This is a genomic window from Roseinatronobacter alkalisoli, assembly GCF_028745735.1.
In the GTDB taxonomy this organism is placed as follows: domain Bacteria; phylum Pseudomonadota; class Alphaproteobacteria; order Rhodobacterales; family Rhodobacteraceae; genus Roseinatronobacter; species Roseinatronobacter alkalisoli.
On sequence record NZ_JAQZSM010000003.1, the window covers coordinates 66,921 to 82,597 of the forward strand.

Annotated in this window: 16 protein-coding genes; 6 read left to right on the plus strand and 10 right to left on the minus strand. The window is 59.7% G+C overall.

Going from position 1 to position 15,677, the window contains the following annotated elements; all coding sequences use genetic code 11:
* Positions 1-26: 26 nt before the first annotated feature.
* From PUT78_RS04515 to PUT78_RS04530, 4 genes are all read right to left on the minus strand, one after another.
* Entirely contained in the window at positions 27-872 is an 846-nt protein-coding gene (locus PUT78_RS04515; protein ID WP_274350975.1) for an urea carboxylase-associated family protein, read from the minus strand.
* The gene (locus PUT78_RS04520; RefSeq protein ID WP_274350976.1) at positions 869-1,072 is read right to left on the minus strand and encodes a hypothetical protein; all 204 of its coding nucleotides are present in this window, start codon (positions 1,070-1,072) and stop codon (positions 869-871) included. Before PUT78_RS04520 ends, PUT78_RS04515 begins: the two co-directional genes overlap by 4 nt.
* 148 nt (positions 1,073-1,220) lie before the next feature.
* On the minus strand, positions 1,221-2,072 hold the full coding sequence (locus PUT78_RS04525; RefSeq protein ID WP_274350977.1) for an acyl-homoserine-lactone synthase: 852 nt from the start codon (positions 2,070-2,072) through the stop codon (positions 1,221-1,223).
* Between the two features lie 90 nt (positions 2,073-2,162).
* Positions 2,163-2,912, minus strand: coding sequence for a LuxR family transcriptional regulator (locus PUT78_RS04530; RefSeq protein WP_420793463.1), 750 nt, complete (start codon positions 2,910-2,912; stop codon positions 2,163-2,165).
* Positions 2,913-3,267: 355 nt separating this feature from the next.
* On the opposite strand from PUT78_RS04530, the gene PUT78_RS04535 reads away from it, so the two are divergent.
* The gene (locus PUT78_RS04535; protein ID WP_274350979.1) at positions 3,268-5,418 is read left to right on the plus strand and encodes a malate synthase G; all 2,151 of its coding nucleotides are present in this window, start codon (positions 3,268-3,270) and stop codon (positions 5,416-5,418) included.
* 342 nt (positions 5,419-5,760) lie between these two features.
* On the opposite strand, the gene PUT78_RS04540 is transcribed toward PUT78_RS04535, so the two are convergent.
* Positions 5,761-6,816, minus strand: a complete 1,056-nt coding sequence (locus PUT78_RS04540) for a threonine aldolase family protein (protein ID WP_274350980.1) — start codon at positions 6,814-6,816, stop codon at positions 5,761-5,763.
* A gap of 97 nt (positions 6,817-6,913) precedes the next feature.
* Between PUT78_RS04540 and PUT78_RS04545 the strand changes: the two genes are divergently transcribed.
* The 5 genes from PUT78_RS04545 to PUT78_RS04565 all read left to right on the plus strand — a co-directional run bounded on the left by PUT78_RS04545 (position 6,914) and on the right by PUT78_RS04565 (position 10,371).
* Positions 6,914-7,471 carry a NifU family protein gene (locus PUT78_RS04545; RefSeq protein ID WP_274350981.1) on the plus strand — a complete coding sequence of 186 codons (558 nt, stop codon included), beginning with the start codon at positions 6,914-6,916 and terminating at the stop codon, positions 7,469-7,471.
* Positions 7,461-8,099: a tRNA (adenosine(37)-N6)-threonylcarbamoyltransferase complex dimerization subunit type 1 TsaB gene (gene tsaB, locus PUT78_RS04550; RefSeq protein ID WP_274350982.1), complete on the plus strand. Its 639-nt coding sequence runs from the start codon at positions 7,461-7,463 to the stop codon at positions 8,097-8,099. Before PUT78_RS04545 ends, tsaB begins: the two co-directional genes overlap by 11 nt.
* Entirely contained in the window at positions 8,096-8,542 is a 447-nt protein-coding gene (locus PUT78_RS04555; protein WP_274350983.1) for a GNAT family N-acetyltransferase, read from the plus strand. The genes tsaB and PUT78_RS04555 overlap by 4 nt, the downstream gene beginning before the upstream one ends.
* Before the next feature lie 147 nt (positions 8,543-8,689).
* Positions 8,690-9,610: a sulfite exporter TauE/SafE family protein gene (locus PUT78_RS04560; RefSeq protein WP_274350984.1), complete on the plus strand. Its 921-nt coding sequence runs from the start codon at positions 8,690-8,692 to the stop codon at positions 9,608-9,610.
* The gene (locus PUT78_RS04565) at positions 9,610-10,371 is read left to right on the plus strand and encodes a TIGR02186 family protein (RefSeq protein ID WP_274350986.1); all 762 of its coding nucleotides are present in this window, start codon (positions 9,610-9,612) and stop codon (positions 10,369-10,371) included. Before PUT78_RS04560 ends, PUT78_RS04565 begins: the two co-directional genes overlap by 1 nt.
* Before the next feature lie 9 nt (positions 10,372-10,380).
* On the opposite strand, the gene PUT78_RS04570 is transcribed toward PUT78_RS04565, so the two are convergent.
* The 5 genes from PUT78_RS04570 to PUT78_RS04590 all read right to left on the minus strand — a co-directional run bounded on the left by PUT78_RS04570 (position 10,381) and on the right by PUT78_RS04590 (position 15,566).
* Positions 10,381-10,617 carry an Lrp/AsnC ligand binding domain-containing protein gene (locus PUT78_RS04570; protein WP_274350987.1) on the minus strand — a complete coding sequence of 79 codons (237 nt, stop codon included), beginning with the start codon at positions 10,615-10,617 and terminating at the stop codon, positions 10,381-10,383.
* Positions 10,618-10,758: 141 nt separating this feature from the next.
* The gene (locus tag PUT78_RS04575; protein WP_274350988.1) at positions 10,759-12,282 is read right to left on the minus strand and encodes an ATP-dependent DNA helicase; all 1,524 of its coding nucleotides are present in this window, start codon (positions 12,280-12,282) and stop codon (positions 10,759-10,761) included.
* 83 nt (positions 12,283-12,365) lie between these two features.
* A complete protein-coding gene (locus PUT78_RS04580) occupies positions 12,366-12,554 on the minus strand; it encodes a hypothetical protein (RefSeq protein ID WP_274350989.1) in 189 nt (62 codons plus the stop codon).
* A 148-nt stretch (positions 12,555-12,702) separates the two neighbouring features.
* Positions 12,703-13,995, minus strand: a complete 1,293-nt coding sequence (ccrA, locus tag PUT78_RS04585) for a crotonyl-CoA carboxylase/reductase (protein ID WP_274350990.1) — start codon at positions 13,993-13,995, stop codon at positions 12,703-12,705.
* 131 nt (positions 13,996-14,126) lie between these two features.
* A complete protein-coding gene (locus PUT78_RS04590; protein WP_274350991.1) occupies positions 14,127-15,566 on the minus strand; it encodes a 1-acyl-sn-glycerol-3-phosphate acyltransferase in 1,440 nt (479 codons plus the stop codon).
* Positions 15,567-15,677 lie beyond the last annotated feature (111 nt).

Sequence of the window (15,677 nt, forward strand, 5' to 3'; positions counted from 1 at the left end):
GCCGCGCGCGTCTGGTCCATAGTATTTCAGTCGTGGCTGTGACGGCGTGAATACCGGTTATGGGACGGGCTGTACCAACCATCCAGCGCACCGGCGGGGGGGGCGTAGACACTGACCTCCAGCGGGTGGCACTGGGGGCTGTCGGAACTGTGTTCCGCGCCGCAATCCCCGCCCGGACATGCCGACAATGCGCAAAGCAGGTCAATCTCGGCGAAGAATTCGATGAAGTCGCCCTTGCGTGCAGGGCTGGCCTTCATGAAATACTGGCCGGTTTCCTGACTGAAGCCGGTACACATGAAGACATTAAGCACGTCATGCACCAGTGATTCCGCTTCCGACAGGGGTCTGTCCAGATGATCAGCCAGCGCGCGGGTCAGGTTGGAATGACAGGTGTGGTGATAATCCTCGCCGGTCAGCAGATGATGGGTGTAGGGGTCACAGCGCGTGCCGATCACATCATGCACCCGCCCGCCATGTTCGTCCACGCCATACCAGTCCAGCGTATCGGTCAATACTGTTGCCATGGGGCGCAGATAGGGCAGGCAGGACCACAGCCTGTCGCCCACATTGATATGGCTGCCATGCAAGGCGCGGGTCTTGCCGGAATAGAAATGTTCTTCAAGGTTGCGCGCTTCAAACAGGTTCAGGTCGCCGACCTGCGCCCCTTCGGAGCAGGTAATTCGAAAGAAACTGCCCGCCGTGACATAGAAGCAGCGCGCTTCACGGGGGGGAATCGTGATGCGGTTCGTTTCCGTAGCCTTGTCACGGGCTGCGCGATAAGTGTCCAGCGGCGGCCTGCGCAGATTGTCATTGGGATAGCAGATTACAGGTGCAATTGCGCGGCGCGCATCGGCATCTTTCGGCGCTTTCATGGCTGTTCTCCTGCCAGACATTCCTTGGGCTCGCGCCCCTTGGGCAAGGCGGTTTGCGCACCACAGGCCATGCAGATGAACATCACCCGCCCATCAGCCAGTCTACGCGTATCCCTGCGCCACCGGCAACCGCGCATTTTCCACGGCTGCACAACCAGAATGGCGACAAACACCACAAGCAGCGCAAGAACAAGCAACATGGCCCATCTTGTGCCGCAGATACAGGCAAGCTTCAAGCTGTCATTGCGTGATCGCGGGGAATTGTTTCCGGCATGGCAGCCGGTTCACGCTATCTGGGGTGGCATACGCCCTATGCTACCCCAGATCATGCCAAGGGAAGGCGCGCTGTCAGTGCCGGTAGCCGGTGCCGTAGGGGATATCTGCCTGTGGGGGGCTTGTCCCATCGTGCTGCCGCGCGCCCAGAACCGCCTGCGCCAGGTTCAGTGCCGCATTCATGTCCTGTTCCGACTGCGCCGCGCTAAGCTGTTCCAGGCAATATTGCGCCAGCACATCCGGTGCGATGGCCGCTTTTTGCGGGGCCGGTTGCGCGCGTCGCGCCATGCGTGCAATCAATGCTTCTTCGTCAACAAACACCGACCCTTCGATACCCGCAAAGGCCCGCAGGCGATTGATGCGCTCATCCGTGGTGTCCAGCAGGGCGGCAAGTGCCTTGGTCTTGCCCATCTGCACGATATTGCCGACATAGCCATATGGCGCATTGTCCGAGCGTTTCAGCACACGGTTCATCACCGGGTCAATCACGGTAATGATGTCGCTGATCCCGCTGCGCTGCGCGAATTCCAGCGTGCCGCACATCAGTTCGGACGTGGCGCGTGCAACGGACCCGTGCCCGCGATCCTGCGTGCTCAGGCGGTCGGTATCAACGCAGAAACGGGTCGATTCCCACAATGTCGGCGCGCGCATCGGGGGTTCGCCCTGCAAGATATCGCTGAATATATCTGACAGCATATGCGGCCCTGTTGTCTGCAACAGGCGCACGCAGGACACAACGCGGTCTTCCTCATCCAGACCGACCAGATAGGCCGGGTCAAGCGCGTCGAAGGCGTCCATTTCCATCCCGTCGCGAATCTGAACATCCCAGCCCAGCCTGTCCGCAAATACGCGTGCGCGCAAGCGGAACATGTCCTCCAGCACGGCGCCATGCTTGTCCTTGTTGATGGCATCAATAACAAGAATCATGATCGGTTTCCCCTATGGCTATCCCACAGGCTGCACGCTGACAGAGAAGGGAGTCATTAACCATGCGGGAAATCCCGTAGTCCGATTGCGTCACATCGGAAAAATCAACCCGAGTCCGATGGCGCGCGCGACCGCCTGTGCCGTGGTCAGCGCCCCGAGTTTGGCGCGCACGGAACGCATGTGAACTTCCACCGTGCGCGCAGAGATTGTCAGAATGTCCGATATATCGGACTGGGTCTTGCCCGCCGCGATCCATTGCAGGATCTCGACCTCGCGTCTTGACAGGTTCGGCGCGCGCATGACGCGCATGACCACCCCCTGATGCATGACCGTATCATGGATCAGCGCGGCTGATTCCTGCAACTGGCGCATGATATGCGCACTATGAGCATCCCATGACGCACGCGATCCGCGCCTGCTGACGCTTAACATACCCTTGTCCCCGAAAGGGCCACGCACCGGAATGGTGACGCCGGTATCGGGAATATGGAAATCATGGGCCTGTGAAAAAACCGACCTGAAACCGGGATCATCCACCAGACGCCCCCAATGCACCGGCGCATGACTGCGGGCGGCGTGGCGCAGGCTCGGGTCTTGTTCGTGCAGCCCGAATTCCAGATAATGCTGTTTCCACGGCTCCGGATAATTGGCGACCGCATGCACGGAATTGTCAAAGGTATTGACCCCGGCATAGGCAGCATAATCCAGTTCCAGCCGCGCGCAAAGGTCATCCAGCATTTCGGAAAGCGAGCGTGACTTGTCAGGAAGCGCGCCAAGATCAAACAGTTTCAGGGCACACCCCCGATCCGGAAATCCGGTCCGGCAAGGCAGGCTGTCAATGTCTGATGCAAGTCTGTCGTGATCATCCGGGCTTCTTAACGTGACGTGTTTAACATGGGAAGGATGTTTCGCATTGCTAATTTTACCAGCATGCATTGCCGCCATGCTAGCAAAAACAACCTGAAGACAAAAGCACGCTGTTAGTCACCACGTTTCAAGACGGTTCAACATCATGAACGGTCGTGCATGTCGTGCATTGTAAGGAAAATCCGGCAAGTGCTTTCGTTAAATCTGCATGATCGTGCCTGCATTTGGGCTTGCCTGGCGGGCCGCAGGCGGTAACTTGCGGCGCAGGTTGCACGTCACCGCCATTTCTGGTTCAGGTGGTGCGTAAATAGCAGGGGACAGGAAACCAATGACACAACATGTCGCGCGAAGCGGGTTGACGGTGGATGCAGAACTGGCCGCCTTCATAGAAGAGCAGGCGCTGCCCGGAACCGGCATTTCGACAACAGGATTCTGGCAGGGGTTTTCCGCGCTTGTGCAGGATCTGACGCCGCGCAATCGCGCCCTGCTGGAAAAACGTGCGACATTGCAGGCCCGGATTGATGACTGGCACCTGAGCCGACGCAATCAGGCGCATGATCTGGCATCCTACAAGGCGTTTCTGGAAGAGATCGGCTATCTTCTGCCAGAGGTTCCCGCCTTCCAGATCGACACCACCAATGTTGACCCCGAAATTGCAACCACTGCAGGGGCGCAGCTTGTTGTACCTGTCACGAATGCCCGCTACGCGCTGAATGCTGCCAATGCGCGCTGGGGCAGTCTGTATGACGCGCTTTATGGCACAGATGCGATGGGCCGTCTGCCACCCGCTGGCGGGTATGAACAGGGGCATGGCGCGCGCGTCATTGCGCGGGTGCGGGTGTTTCTGGACGCGGCGTTTCCGTTGGCCGGGCATAGCCACGCCGATGCGCGCCTGTATCATGTAAAGGGCGGCGCGCTTCTGGTGGACGGCAAGCCACTGGAAAACCCTGAAAAATTTGCAGGCTATATGGGTGACCCGCGCGCGCCCGATGCGGTCTATCTGGTCAATAACGGGCTGCATGTGGAACTGGTGTTCAACCGTGCCCACCCCATCGGGGGCCGTGATCAGGCCTGTCTGGCCGATGTGCGCGTGGAATCCGCGCTGTCGGCGATCATGGATTGCGAAGATTCAGTCGCCTGTGTCGATGCCGCTGACAAGGTGCAGGCCTATGGCAACTGGCTGGGCCTGATGAAGGGCGATCTTCGCGCCGATCTGCAAAAGGGCGGGCGCACCATCACCCGCAGCCTGGCCCCCGATCTGGACATCACCGCCCCTGATGGCAGTTTGAGGGTGCTGAAGGGCAGGGCGGTTCTGTGGGTGCGCAATGTGGGCCACCTGATGACCAACCCTGCCATTCTGGACGCAGACGGCAACGAGGTGTTTGAGGGGTTGATGGATGCGGTGATCACCACGCTGTGCGCCCTGCACGACCTGAACAAATCCGCAGGGCCGCGCAATTCGGCTACAGGGTCTGTCTATATCGTGAAGCCGAAGATGCACGGGCCGGAAGAAGTGGCCTTTGCCGATGAAATATTCGGGCGTGTGGAACAGGTTCTGGGACTGGCCCCCAACACCATCAAGATGGGTGTGATGGATGAAGAACGTCGCACTTCCGTCAATCTGCAGCAATGCATCCATGCCGCGCGCCACCGCGTGGCCTTCATCAATACCGGGTTTCTGGACCGTACCGGCGATGAAATTCACACCAGCATGGAAGCAGGGCCATTTTCGCGCAAGGATTTCATCAAGCGCAAGGGCTGGATCAAGGCATATGAGGACCGCAATGTGGATATCGGCCTGGAATGCGGGCTGATGGGGCGTGCCCAGATCGGCAAGGGCATGTGGGCCATGCCCGACCAGATGGCCGCCATGCTGGAAACCAAGATCGAACACCCCAAAGCCGGCGCAAACACGGCCTGGGTGCCATCGCCCACGGCCGCCACGCTGCATGCGCTGCATTATCATCAGGTCAATGTCCGCGCGGTGCAGGAGCGTCTGGCCAAAGGCGGGCGCCGCGCCCATGCCGAAGCGCTGCTGGACATTCCGCTGGCCAGTTTCGGCAAATGGACGCGCGATCAGATCATCCGCGAAGTGGAAAACAACGCACAGGGCATACTCGGCTATGTCGTGCGCTGGGTCGATCAGGGGGTGGGCTGTTCCAAAGTGCCCGACATCAACGATGTGGGCCTGATGGAAGATCGCGCCACCTGCCGCATTTCCAGCCAGCATGTGGCCAACTGGCTGCATCATGGTGTGGTTTCTGATATTGATGTGATGGATGCCATGAAACGCATGGCTGAAGTGGTGGACCGCCAGAACGCGGACGACCCCGCCTACCGGCCCATGGCCCCCGGTTTCGACGGGATTGCGTTTCAGGCTGCGTGCGATCTGGTGTTCAACGGGCGCGCGCAACCATCGGGGTATACCGAACCGGTACTGCACGCGCGCAGGCTGGAACTGAAAGCGTCACAGCGCTGATGATTTGCAGGGCGCAGCGGGGGTTCCCGCTGCGGTTCTGAAAGAATTTTGTTTTGTTACATCATATTGTGCATTTAACTTAATGTAATAAGTTAAGATATGCGCGTAAGGCGCTGTAATTCATATAAACGCTTGAATCCGCTGCAGAGCCACGCCAGCGGCGGGCCGGGGTCTGCCGGTCCCACCTATGAGAAGTTCACTTTATGCAGGCGGCATAATCCTGAGTTCATAGGCTTGGCATGACGCCAGCGAAACCGGCAGGCCGCGGGACCGCCCGCCGATGGCGCGGCGGCCTGTCGGCCTTGACTCCGCGCCTTCGGAAATTCCCCAAGGACCACTTCCCTAAGCCACATCCAGCGCGCGCAGAAATGCATCCACATCAGATTCCGTTGTGGACCATGATGTGACCAGCCGCCCCGTGACCGGCACATCCTGCGGGCCGTCCAGTGTCGCATGATCAGGCCACAGGAAATATTGCGCGCCCGCCGCCTGCAGCCGCGTATGAATGGCGCGCGGCAATTGCACAAACAGCATGTTCCCGCCGCGTTCAAACACAATCCGCGCATCCGGGTGCTGTCGCAGCCCGTCTTCCAGTCTGGCCGCCATGGCATTGGCATGACGCGCCAGTTTCAGCCATAGATCATCTTGCAACCACGCGATCATCTGCGCCGCCAGAAAACGGTTCTTCGACAGCAGATGCCCGCCGCGCTTGCGCCGCAACTGGAATTCCCAGGCGCGGGCAGGGTCAAAAATGACAACTGCCTCAACGCCCATCAACCCGTTCTTGGTGCCACCAAGCGACAGGGTATCAACGCCCGCCTGCCAGCTGTATTCCGCCGGGCTGCACCCTTCGGCGACCAGCGCATTGGCAAACCGCGCCCCGTCCAGATGCACCGGCACCCTATGGTCACACGCCAGACCACACAGCGCATTCAGCGCCGTCACGCTGTAGCGCGTGCCGCATTCCGTCAGGTTTGTCAGGCTCAGCAGCCCCGGCTGCACCTGATGCACGCCACCCTTGCCCGCGCGCGCCAGCGCATCCGCCAGTGTTTCGGGCGCAACTTTCGCCTGTGCGCCCCCCAGCGGCACCAGTTTCGCGCCATTGGTATAGAATTCGGGCGCGCCGCATTCGTCGACATTGATATGCGCCAGCTCATGGCAGAAAACCGCGCCCCATGGCGGGCAATGGCTGGCAATGGCCAGCGCATTCGCCGCAGACCCGGTGGTGACCAGAAACACCTCTGCTTCGGGGGCGTCGAACAGATTGCGGATACGGTCGCGCAGGGACAGCGTTACGGTATCATTGCCGTAACCGGCCGCAAAACCGTCATTGGCGCGCACCAGCGCATCCATGACGGGCGCAGGCACGCCGGATGTATTGTCAGAAGCAAAGAACATGCCCCAAGACTGGCTTGCCGTCACAGCGCTGTCAAGCGCGCCTTGACAGGAAGCGGGGCAGGGCGCATATCCCCTGTAAATACAGGAGTTATGCGCAATGTTTATCCAGACAGAATCCACGCCGAACCCGGCCACGCTGAAATTCCTGCCCGGTCAGGATGTGCTGGGTCTGGGCACTGCGGATTTTCCCAGTGTGGAAACCGCAGGCACATCACCGCTGGCCAGCCGCCTGTTCGGGGTGGCCGGTGTCACCGGGGTTTTCCTGGGGTCGGATTTCATTACCGTCACCAAGGCCGATGATGTCGACTGGCAGCATATCAAACCTGAAATTCTGGGTGCGATCATGGAACATTTCCAGTCCGGCGCTGCCATGATGGACGGGGATGCGGGCGCGGGTCATGTTGCCCATGACGGCCCTGATGCGGAAATCGTGAACCAGATCAAGGAATTGCTGGACACGCGCGTGCGCCCTGCTGTGGCACAGGATGGTGGTGATATTACATTCCACGGGTTTGAACGCGGCGTGGTCTATCTGCATATGAAAGGTGCGTGTGCAGGCTGCCCGTCATCAACCCTGACACTGAAGATGGGTATCGAAAACCTGCTGCGCCACTACATCCCGGAGGTGACAGAGGTGCGCCCTGTTGCGGTCTGATCCCCTGATCCTTGCATTTGACACATCGGCCGCGCATTGCGCGGCCGCTTTGATGCAGGGCGACACATTACTGGCGCAACGCCATGACGACATGCCACGCGGGCAGGCCGAACACTTGCTGCCACTGCTGGAACATGTGCTGGCGACGGGCGGCGCGGGCTGGCGGGATCTGGATATGCTGGCCGTGGGGGTGGGGCCGGGAAATTTTACCGGCATCCGCATATCGGTTGCTGCTGCGCGCGGGCTGGCGCTGGGGCTGAAACGGCCCGCCATCGGGGTGCCGGTATTTGATGCCCGCGCCGAAGGGTTGCCGCGCCCGCTTTACGTGATCGAAGATGCCCGCCGGGATGAGGTTTACCTGCAACATTTCGCACCCGATCCCGGCGTGCCGCAACTACTGTCCCTGCATGACGCAGCGCTACAGGTAGGTGATGCCACCCTCACGGGTAGCGGGGCGCATCTGCTGGGGGGCGCACGTGTTCTCGCCCCGCGCCATGGACTGGCGGAATCGATTGCGCGTGTCGCGCGGCGGCGGGCAGGCGCAGAAAACCCTGCGCCCGCGCCGCTTTATATCCGGCCCGCCGATGCTGCCCCGTCCGCTGCGGTGCCAGTGACGATTCTGCCGTGACCGGGCCGGATGCGCAGGCGCTGGCCGGGCTGCATGCGCAGGCGTTCCAAATGCCCGCACCCTGGTCCGCGCAGGATTTTGACGGTTTTCTGCGTGATCCCGCCTGCCAGCTGGAATGGCGCGGCAACCCGGACGGGCAGCTTGCCGGTTTTGCGCTGTTTCGCCTGATCGCGGGAGAGGCCGAATTACTGACCCTTGCTGTTGCGCCGCATATGCAGCGCAAGGGTGTCGGTGGCGCGGTGCTGGGCGCGGGGCTGGACAAGCTGACGGGGCGCGCGGAATGCTGCTTTCTGGAGGTGGCGCAAACCAACACAGCCGCACGCGGGCTGTATGCCCGGATGGGTTTTCGGCAGGTAGGTGCGCGGCGCGGGTATTACCGCCTGCCCAATACGGGCACCGCGGTCGATGCCCTGATCCTGCGCCGAGATCTTGCCAGTCACTGACGCGGCCTGTGGCACGATAGTTGCAAAAAAGCGTTGAATCGGAATCGCCCAGAGTGGCCCCCTTGCCCTGATCGCGGTTGGTTGCCATTGTGATGCTGCGGGGCAGATATATGAATTATATCTGCCGCATTCAGGATCAGGGGAACGATGCAGATTTATCTGCCCATCGCCGAAACATCGGTTAATGCCTTCACATTACTGGGGGTTGGCGGCGGCGTTGGTGTGTTGTCCGGAATGTTCGGCGTGGGTGGCGGGTTCCTGATTACACCGCTGCTGTTCTTTATTGGCGTGCCGCCGGCAGTCGCCGTGGCCACAGGTGTCAATCAGGTTGTCGCATCATCCATTTCGGGGGTGCTGGCCCATCTGAAACGCAAGACAGTTGATCTGCGCATGGGTACGGTTCTGCTGATCGGGGGTCTGGTCGGGTCCATCATCGGAATATGGTTCTTCAACCTGATGCAACGGCTGGGCCAGCTGGACCTGATTGTGCAGCTGTCCTATGTGCTGTTCCTGGGAATTATCGGCGCATTGATGCTGCAGGAAAGCCTGCGCGCGCTGCGACGATCGAAGAACCCGAATGCGCCGCGCCGCAAGCTGCACACGCATAACTGGGTGCATAACCTGCCGTGGAAGATGAAATTCCGCGCGTCGGGGCTTTATATTTCGGTTGTCCCGCCACTGTTGGTGGGCGTGGGCGTGGGTATTCTGGCCGCCATTATGGGGGTGGGTGGCGGTTTCATTCTGGTGCCTGCGATGATCTATCTGTTGGGCATGCCCACGAAGGTTGTGATCGGAACATCGTTGTTTCAGGTTACATTCGTGGCGGCCTTCACCACAATGATGCATGCGGTTACCAACCATTCGGTTGATGTGATGCTGGCGGTATTCCTGATCCTTGGCGGGGTGATCGGGGCTCAGGTCGGCACGCGGATCGGATTGCGGCTGAAGGCTGAACAATTGCGCATTCTTCTGGCGCTGCTGGTTCTGGCCGTCTGCGGCAAGATCGCGCTGGATTTGTTGCTGACCCCATCGGAGTTATATTCCATCACCATTCCGGGGCGGTTCTGATGCGCTGGTTTACCATATATATCGCGCTGATATTTCTGGCAGCGCTGCCAGCGCGCAGCGAAGAAGTCGTCGTGGGGTTAAGCCAGAACCGCGTTTCACTGACAGTGAATTACGAAGGGTCAGAGATATTGATTTTCGGGGCAGTGCGCCGTGAATCGCCACTGCCCGATGACAGCGCGCTGGATATTGTCGTGACCATTGAAGGACCGCCAACCTCCGCAGTCATCTGGCGCAAGGCCCGCCGCGCGGGTATCTGGGTGAATACCGAAAGTCAGGAAATGCGCGCTGCGCCAAGTTTCTATACTGTGGCCAGCACCGCACCGCTGTCGGAAATCCTGTCACCGGATGCTGACCTGACGCACCGTATTTCCACGCGTCTGGCAATATTCGAGGCCCGCGGGTCCGACCCGCGCGACGCCGCCGCCTTTACCGAGGCGATGATCCGCATCCGGCAAAGCGAGTCCCTGTATCAGGAACTGGACGGTGCCGTGTCATTGCAGCGCGACACATTGTTCAACACCCGTGTCATATTGCCGAAAAACATTGTCGAAGGGATTTATACCGCGCGTATTCTGCTGCTGCGCGACGGCGAAGTCATTGACGAGGCCGAAACCTTCATCGATGTGCAAAAGGCGGTGCTGGAACGCTGGCTGTATAACATGGCCTATGATTACCCGCCGCTTTATGGCCTGCTGGCGCTGTCATTGGCGGTGTTCTTCGGCTGGGGCGCATCGGCCTTGTTCCGTTTCGTGCGCAGCTGACGGGCGGGATCAGAACGCCTTGAAGGTGATTGTGGTCAGTGTCCGGCTGATGCCCGCGATATCGAACAGGCGCTCACTCAGGAAATGGCCGACATCTTCGTTTTCCGGAATATAGATCTTGGCGATCAGATCATAGTCACCCGAGGTGGAATAGAGTTCTGAAACGATTTCGCGGTCATAAATCGCATCCGCGACAGCATATGTCTTGCCGGGGTGGCAGCGGAACTGAACAAAGACACAGCGCATGGGCAATCCTTCCGGGCAGGGTCAGGGGTGGCGGGCAGGGGCGTTGCCCCACTGGGCGCAATCGCGCCCATTCACCCCAGAGTATTTTGGGCAGGATGAAGTTGAAAGCAGATTTTTCAGTGTCATGGGCCATCCCCCCGCTCAGACATCAGCGGCAAGTGCAAGCGGGGCCGCAGTTCCGGCCAGATCATCCGTGGACAAGGGCGTGACAGGGCGTGCAAGGCGGTTGCGGATGACCCAGTGCAGCCGGTGTTCAGCGCGGGTAATGGCAACATAGGCCAGACGCTTCCATAGCGGTATGCCCGCTTCCACCCGTCCGGCGCGGGCGGCTGCAAACAGATCAGGCGCAAAGACCTGAACTTCCGGCCATTGCGACCCCTGCGCCTTGTGGATGGTGACTGCCGCGCCATGCACAAATGCGGCTCCCATGGTGGCGGCAAAGGGAATGAAGGGTTCTTCGTCCAGTTCCGTTTCGATCTTGATGATGGAGGCGACCGAAATCTGCGGTTCTTCCGCACCAAAAATATGCAGCCGCGAAAAGCCGGGTTTGCGCCCCGGCCCAAGATAGACGACCTGCGCCCCCTTGATCAGACCGCGCGCTTCCAGATCGATGCGTTTCTTGCGGTGTTTCAGCGGCAGTTCCAGCCCGTCACACATCAGTGGTTCACCCGGACGCAATTCGGTTTCGGGGGCGTCATGGACACGGCGGAAGGCATTGATCAGCCGCAGCCGGGTGGCATTGCGCCATACCAGCACGGGCGAACGTGCCATCAGGTCCGAATCGACGCGCTCGGCCAGATGCACGCGGCTGTCCTGGGCTGCTGCCGCTTCGACCCGGCGTTCGAAACTGTCAAAGCCCAGATCAGGATCGGCCAGCGCGTGGGCCAGATCAAGGATCGGGTTATCCTGTGCCTGCCTGTGAATGCGCGACAGATGTAGCCTTGCGGGCGCAGGCAGCCGGTCAAAGACCATTTCGCCCGATTGCCCGACAGGGGCAAGCTGCGCGGGATCGCCGAACAGAATCAGGGTTGAGAACAATTCCTTAAGGTCATCAAGCTGGCGCGCATCCAGCATGGAACTTTCATCGACAAACCCGATATCAAGGGGATCATCGCGCCGTTTCCAGCCAGTAATGAAATCAGACCCGCGCAGGCCCGCCGCCGCCAGCGCACCGGGGATGGATTTGACCTGTTCATAAAACGCCTGCGCCCGGTCAAGCGCCGTGTCGGTCAACCCTTCGACAGTGGGGCGCGGCAGGTTTCCGGCCAGCCATTCAGCGATTTTCTCATATTCGGGGTCATAGACCGGCGTATAGAGGATACGGTGAATCGTCGTGGCGGGAACCCCGCGCGCACGCAGGACCGACGCGGCCTTGTTGGTGGGGGCAAGCACGGCCAGACTGCGCCGGTCAGCACGCCTGCGGCTTTCATAATCCCCCGAAACGATGTCGACGCCTGCGTCTGTAAGTGCCTTGGTCAGACCGGCCAACAGCATGGTTTTGCCCGATCCCGCCTTGCCGGTTATGGCAAGAACCGTGTTTTCGGCATCCGGCGCAGGCAGGCAGGTGCCATCAGTCAGATCCACGCCTGCGTTTTGCAGGGTTTGGGCGATCTGGTCCCAGGCTTCGGCCTGATCATCGGAGAATTGCAGCGCGGGGGTGGACATGATGCCTTTCTACAGCATGCCGCGCCGGAAATGGGAACCACTTTCCGCCCCCCTTGCGGAAAAAAGCACGAGTTTCAGAGCGGTCAGTTGCCGGGTGTGTCGCATTGAACAGCGACAGGCTGTGCGGGGGCGGGCACGGCATCGACGGAGGCAATTTCGGTCAGGGCGACAAGCTTCGCATTCTGCAAATTCTGCGCCAGCGTGGGCAGGTCATTTTCCAGCGCATAGAGTTTCATGGCATCCAACTGTGCGACTAACCAGTCATGGCGCATCTTCAACCCTCCGTTTGGCAGCAGGGCATATCCCTGATCCGGTATCTGGCTGAAGATAGGGCCGCGGTGCTTACGAAAACGTTGACAGCACGCATGGAAAACGCCGCCCCGGTCAGGGGGCGGCGGCATAGGCGGGTGGTGCGTGATCTCAGGTTTTGGGGCCTGCGGCCAATGCATCCTCGAATGTGCGCAGCCCGGTGCGCGGGGCCTGCACCAGCACTGCCATATTGCCGGGCTTATGCTGGTTGCGGTACATTTTCGTATGCGCCTGCGGGATTTCCGCCCAGGGAAACACTTCGGACATACAAGGGTCCAGGCGGCGCTCAATCATCAGCTGATTGGCCGCCGCGGCCTGTTTCAGATGGGCGAAATGCGACCCTTGCAGGCGTTTCTGATGCATCCACATATAGCGCACATCGAAAGTGCAGTTGAACCCGCTGGTGCCCGCGCAGATGACGACCATGCCGCCCTTCTTGACGACAAGGGTGGAAACAGGGAACGTCGCCTCGCCCGGATGTTCAAAGACCATATCGACATTCACGCCCTTGCCTGTAATGTCCCAGATGGCCTTGCCGAATTTGCGGGCCTCTTTCAGCCAGTCGTTATATTCCGGCGTGTTAACTGTGGGCAATTGCCCCCAGCAGTTGAAATCCTTGCGGTTGATCACACCCTTGGCGCCCTGATCCAGCACGAACTGGCGCTTGCTTTCGTCCGAAATGACGCCGATGGCATTCGCGCCCGCCGTATTGGCAAGCTGGATCGCATATGACCCAAGCCCCCCCGACGCGCCCCAGACCAGCACGTTCTGGCCGGGTTTCAGATCATGCGGTTCATGGCCGAACAGCATGCGATACGCGGTGGCCAGCGTCAGCGTATAGCAGGCCGATTCTTCCCATGTCAGGTGTTTGGGGCGCGGCATAAGCTGCTGGGCCTGAACATTGGTGAACTGCGCGAAGGAACCGTCCGGCGTTTCATAGCCCCAGATACGCTGGCTGGGGCTGAACATCGGATCGCCGCCATTGCAATGTTCATCATCGCCATCATCCTGATTGCAGTGAATCACCACTTCATCGCCGATTTTCCAGCGCTTGACCGCCGAACCAACGGCCCAGACAATACCGGATGCATCCGATCCGGCAATGTGGAAGGGCGCTTTATGCACATCAAAGGGCGAAATCGGCTGGCCAAGACCGGCCCAGATGCCATTGTAATTGACGCCTGCCGCCATGACCAGAACCAGCACTTCGTGGCTGTCCAGAACCGGAATGTCGACCACTTCAATCTGCATGGCCTGTTCGGGTTCGCCATGGCGTTCGCGGCGGATGGTCCAAGCATACATCTGTTTGGGAACATATCCCAACGGGGGCATTTCCCCGATTTCATACAGGTCTTTTTCGGGGGCGTCGTATTGCGCAATGCCGATATTCTGATCCAGAGCCATGAGTGCCTCCTTATAGCGTGACTGCGGGTGGCCGCAGAGGAATGCCGCGCCGCAGAATTAATGCGGCACTTGCAGCATGGATAGAATCACGTGCGTAATAATGCAACCCTATTTTGGTAGATTTTGAAATTTTATGACTTATGCCTTTTGCGCTTCTCTGGCAGGTCAAGGCGCAGGACATCTTCGGGCGCAATTCCGTCGGGCGCTGTCAGGCGCTGCAGAACCGATGCGGCATAATAGCTGAGAACGTCATTTTCGCCGGGCGTCAGTGCTAAATTATCGCCATTCTGCGTGATGATCCTGCGTCTGATCAGCACGGAAAGCCCTTCTTCCACTGCATCTGAAACCGCGCCTTCAGGCAGGTGTATCCAGGCGTTTTTCTGTGCCAGATCATGCAGAATGGACTGGCAGGCATCCTGCAGGGTGGGTCTGGTGCAGGACAATTCCGCGCGCACCAATGCTGCCGCAACCAGTGGCACAGGCAGCACCGGCACTGCGGCGCGGATGCGCAGCATCAGCGTTTCAGACAGGGCTCGGGTGTCAGGGTCGGGGGTCTGGGTCAGAAATTCCCGCAACGACAAGGGAGCGCCATAGCACACTGCCGCGTACCCGAAGGGCGAAAACCGCCCCCGTGCCTTTTGCCACAGGATGCGCAGGATAAACCCCATCACCACCTTCACGCGAATCGGAAACCGGCGAATGCCCTGCATTCCGGCGGTGATCAGCACGCGATCTTCCAGCACCCGGTCGTAATTCAGCGCGACCGGCACGAACACCACATCCGCTGAATCATGTATATTGAACCCGCGCACGATGTAGTGCAGCAACCCTTTCTTGGCCTTGCCGACACTGCCATCCAGACTAAGCCCGCCTTCGGGGAAAATGGCCTGTGTTGTGCCTTGCTGGATCGACATCTGGACATAGCGCGCCAGAATCGCGCGATACAGCGAATTGGAATACCGCCTGCGGATGAAATACGCCCCCATCGCGCGGATAAGTGCCTTCAGCGGCCAGACCCGCGCCCATTCCCCAACCGCATAACTCAGCGCGGAATGGCTGGAGGCGAGCCATGTGATCAGCACGTAATCCATGTTGGAACGGTGGTTCATGACAAAGACGACAGCGGCCTTGCGGTCAATCTGTTCAAGGGCCTTTGCCTCGCCGCCGCCCAGACGCACCTTGTACATGCCCTGACTAAGGCGTTGGGCCAGCTTGATGGCGAAACCGAAATATGTCGCGGTCGAGAAACCGGGTACAATTTCGCGCGCATAGGACCGCGCGCGTTCAAAGGCCACATTCGGCGGAACACCCATTTCCTGCGCATAATCGCGCACAGCTTCCATGACCTTGGGGTCGTAAATCAGCCTGGTGACCTGATCCTGCCTACGCATGATGCGGAATGGCTCGATCGGGCGGGCAAGATGGGTGTTCAGCTGCGCCACCGCGCGTTCCATCCGTCTGCGGAAAAACCAGCGCACGGACGGAAACAGGAAATGCGACGCGAAAGTGACCGCGGCAAACGCAAGAATAAGAATCAGCGCCCAGAAAGGCAGCTCAACCGTTTGGAACATGATCATAATCTGGCAGGAAAGCCGCGCAGGGTCAAAGCCCTGTCGCAAACCAAATGGCCCCGGAACTGGTCCGGGGCCATGCAATGGGATAATCCTGTCAGCCGAACATCA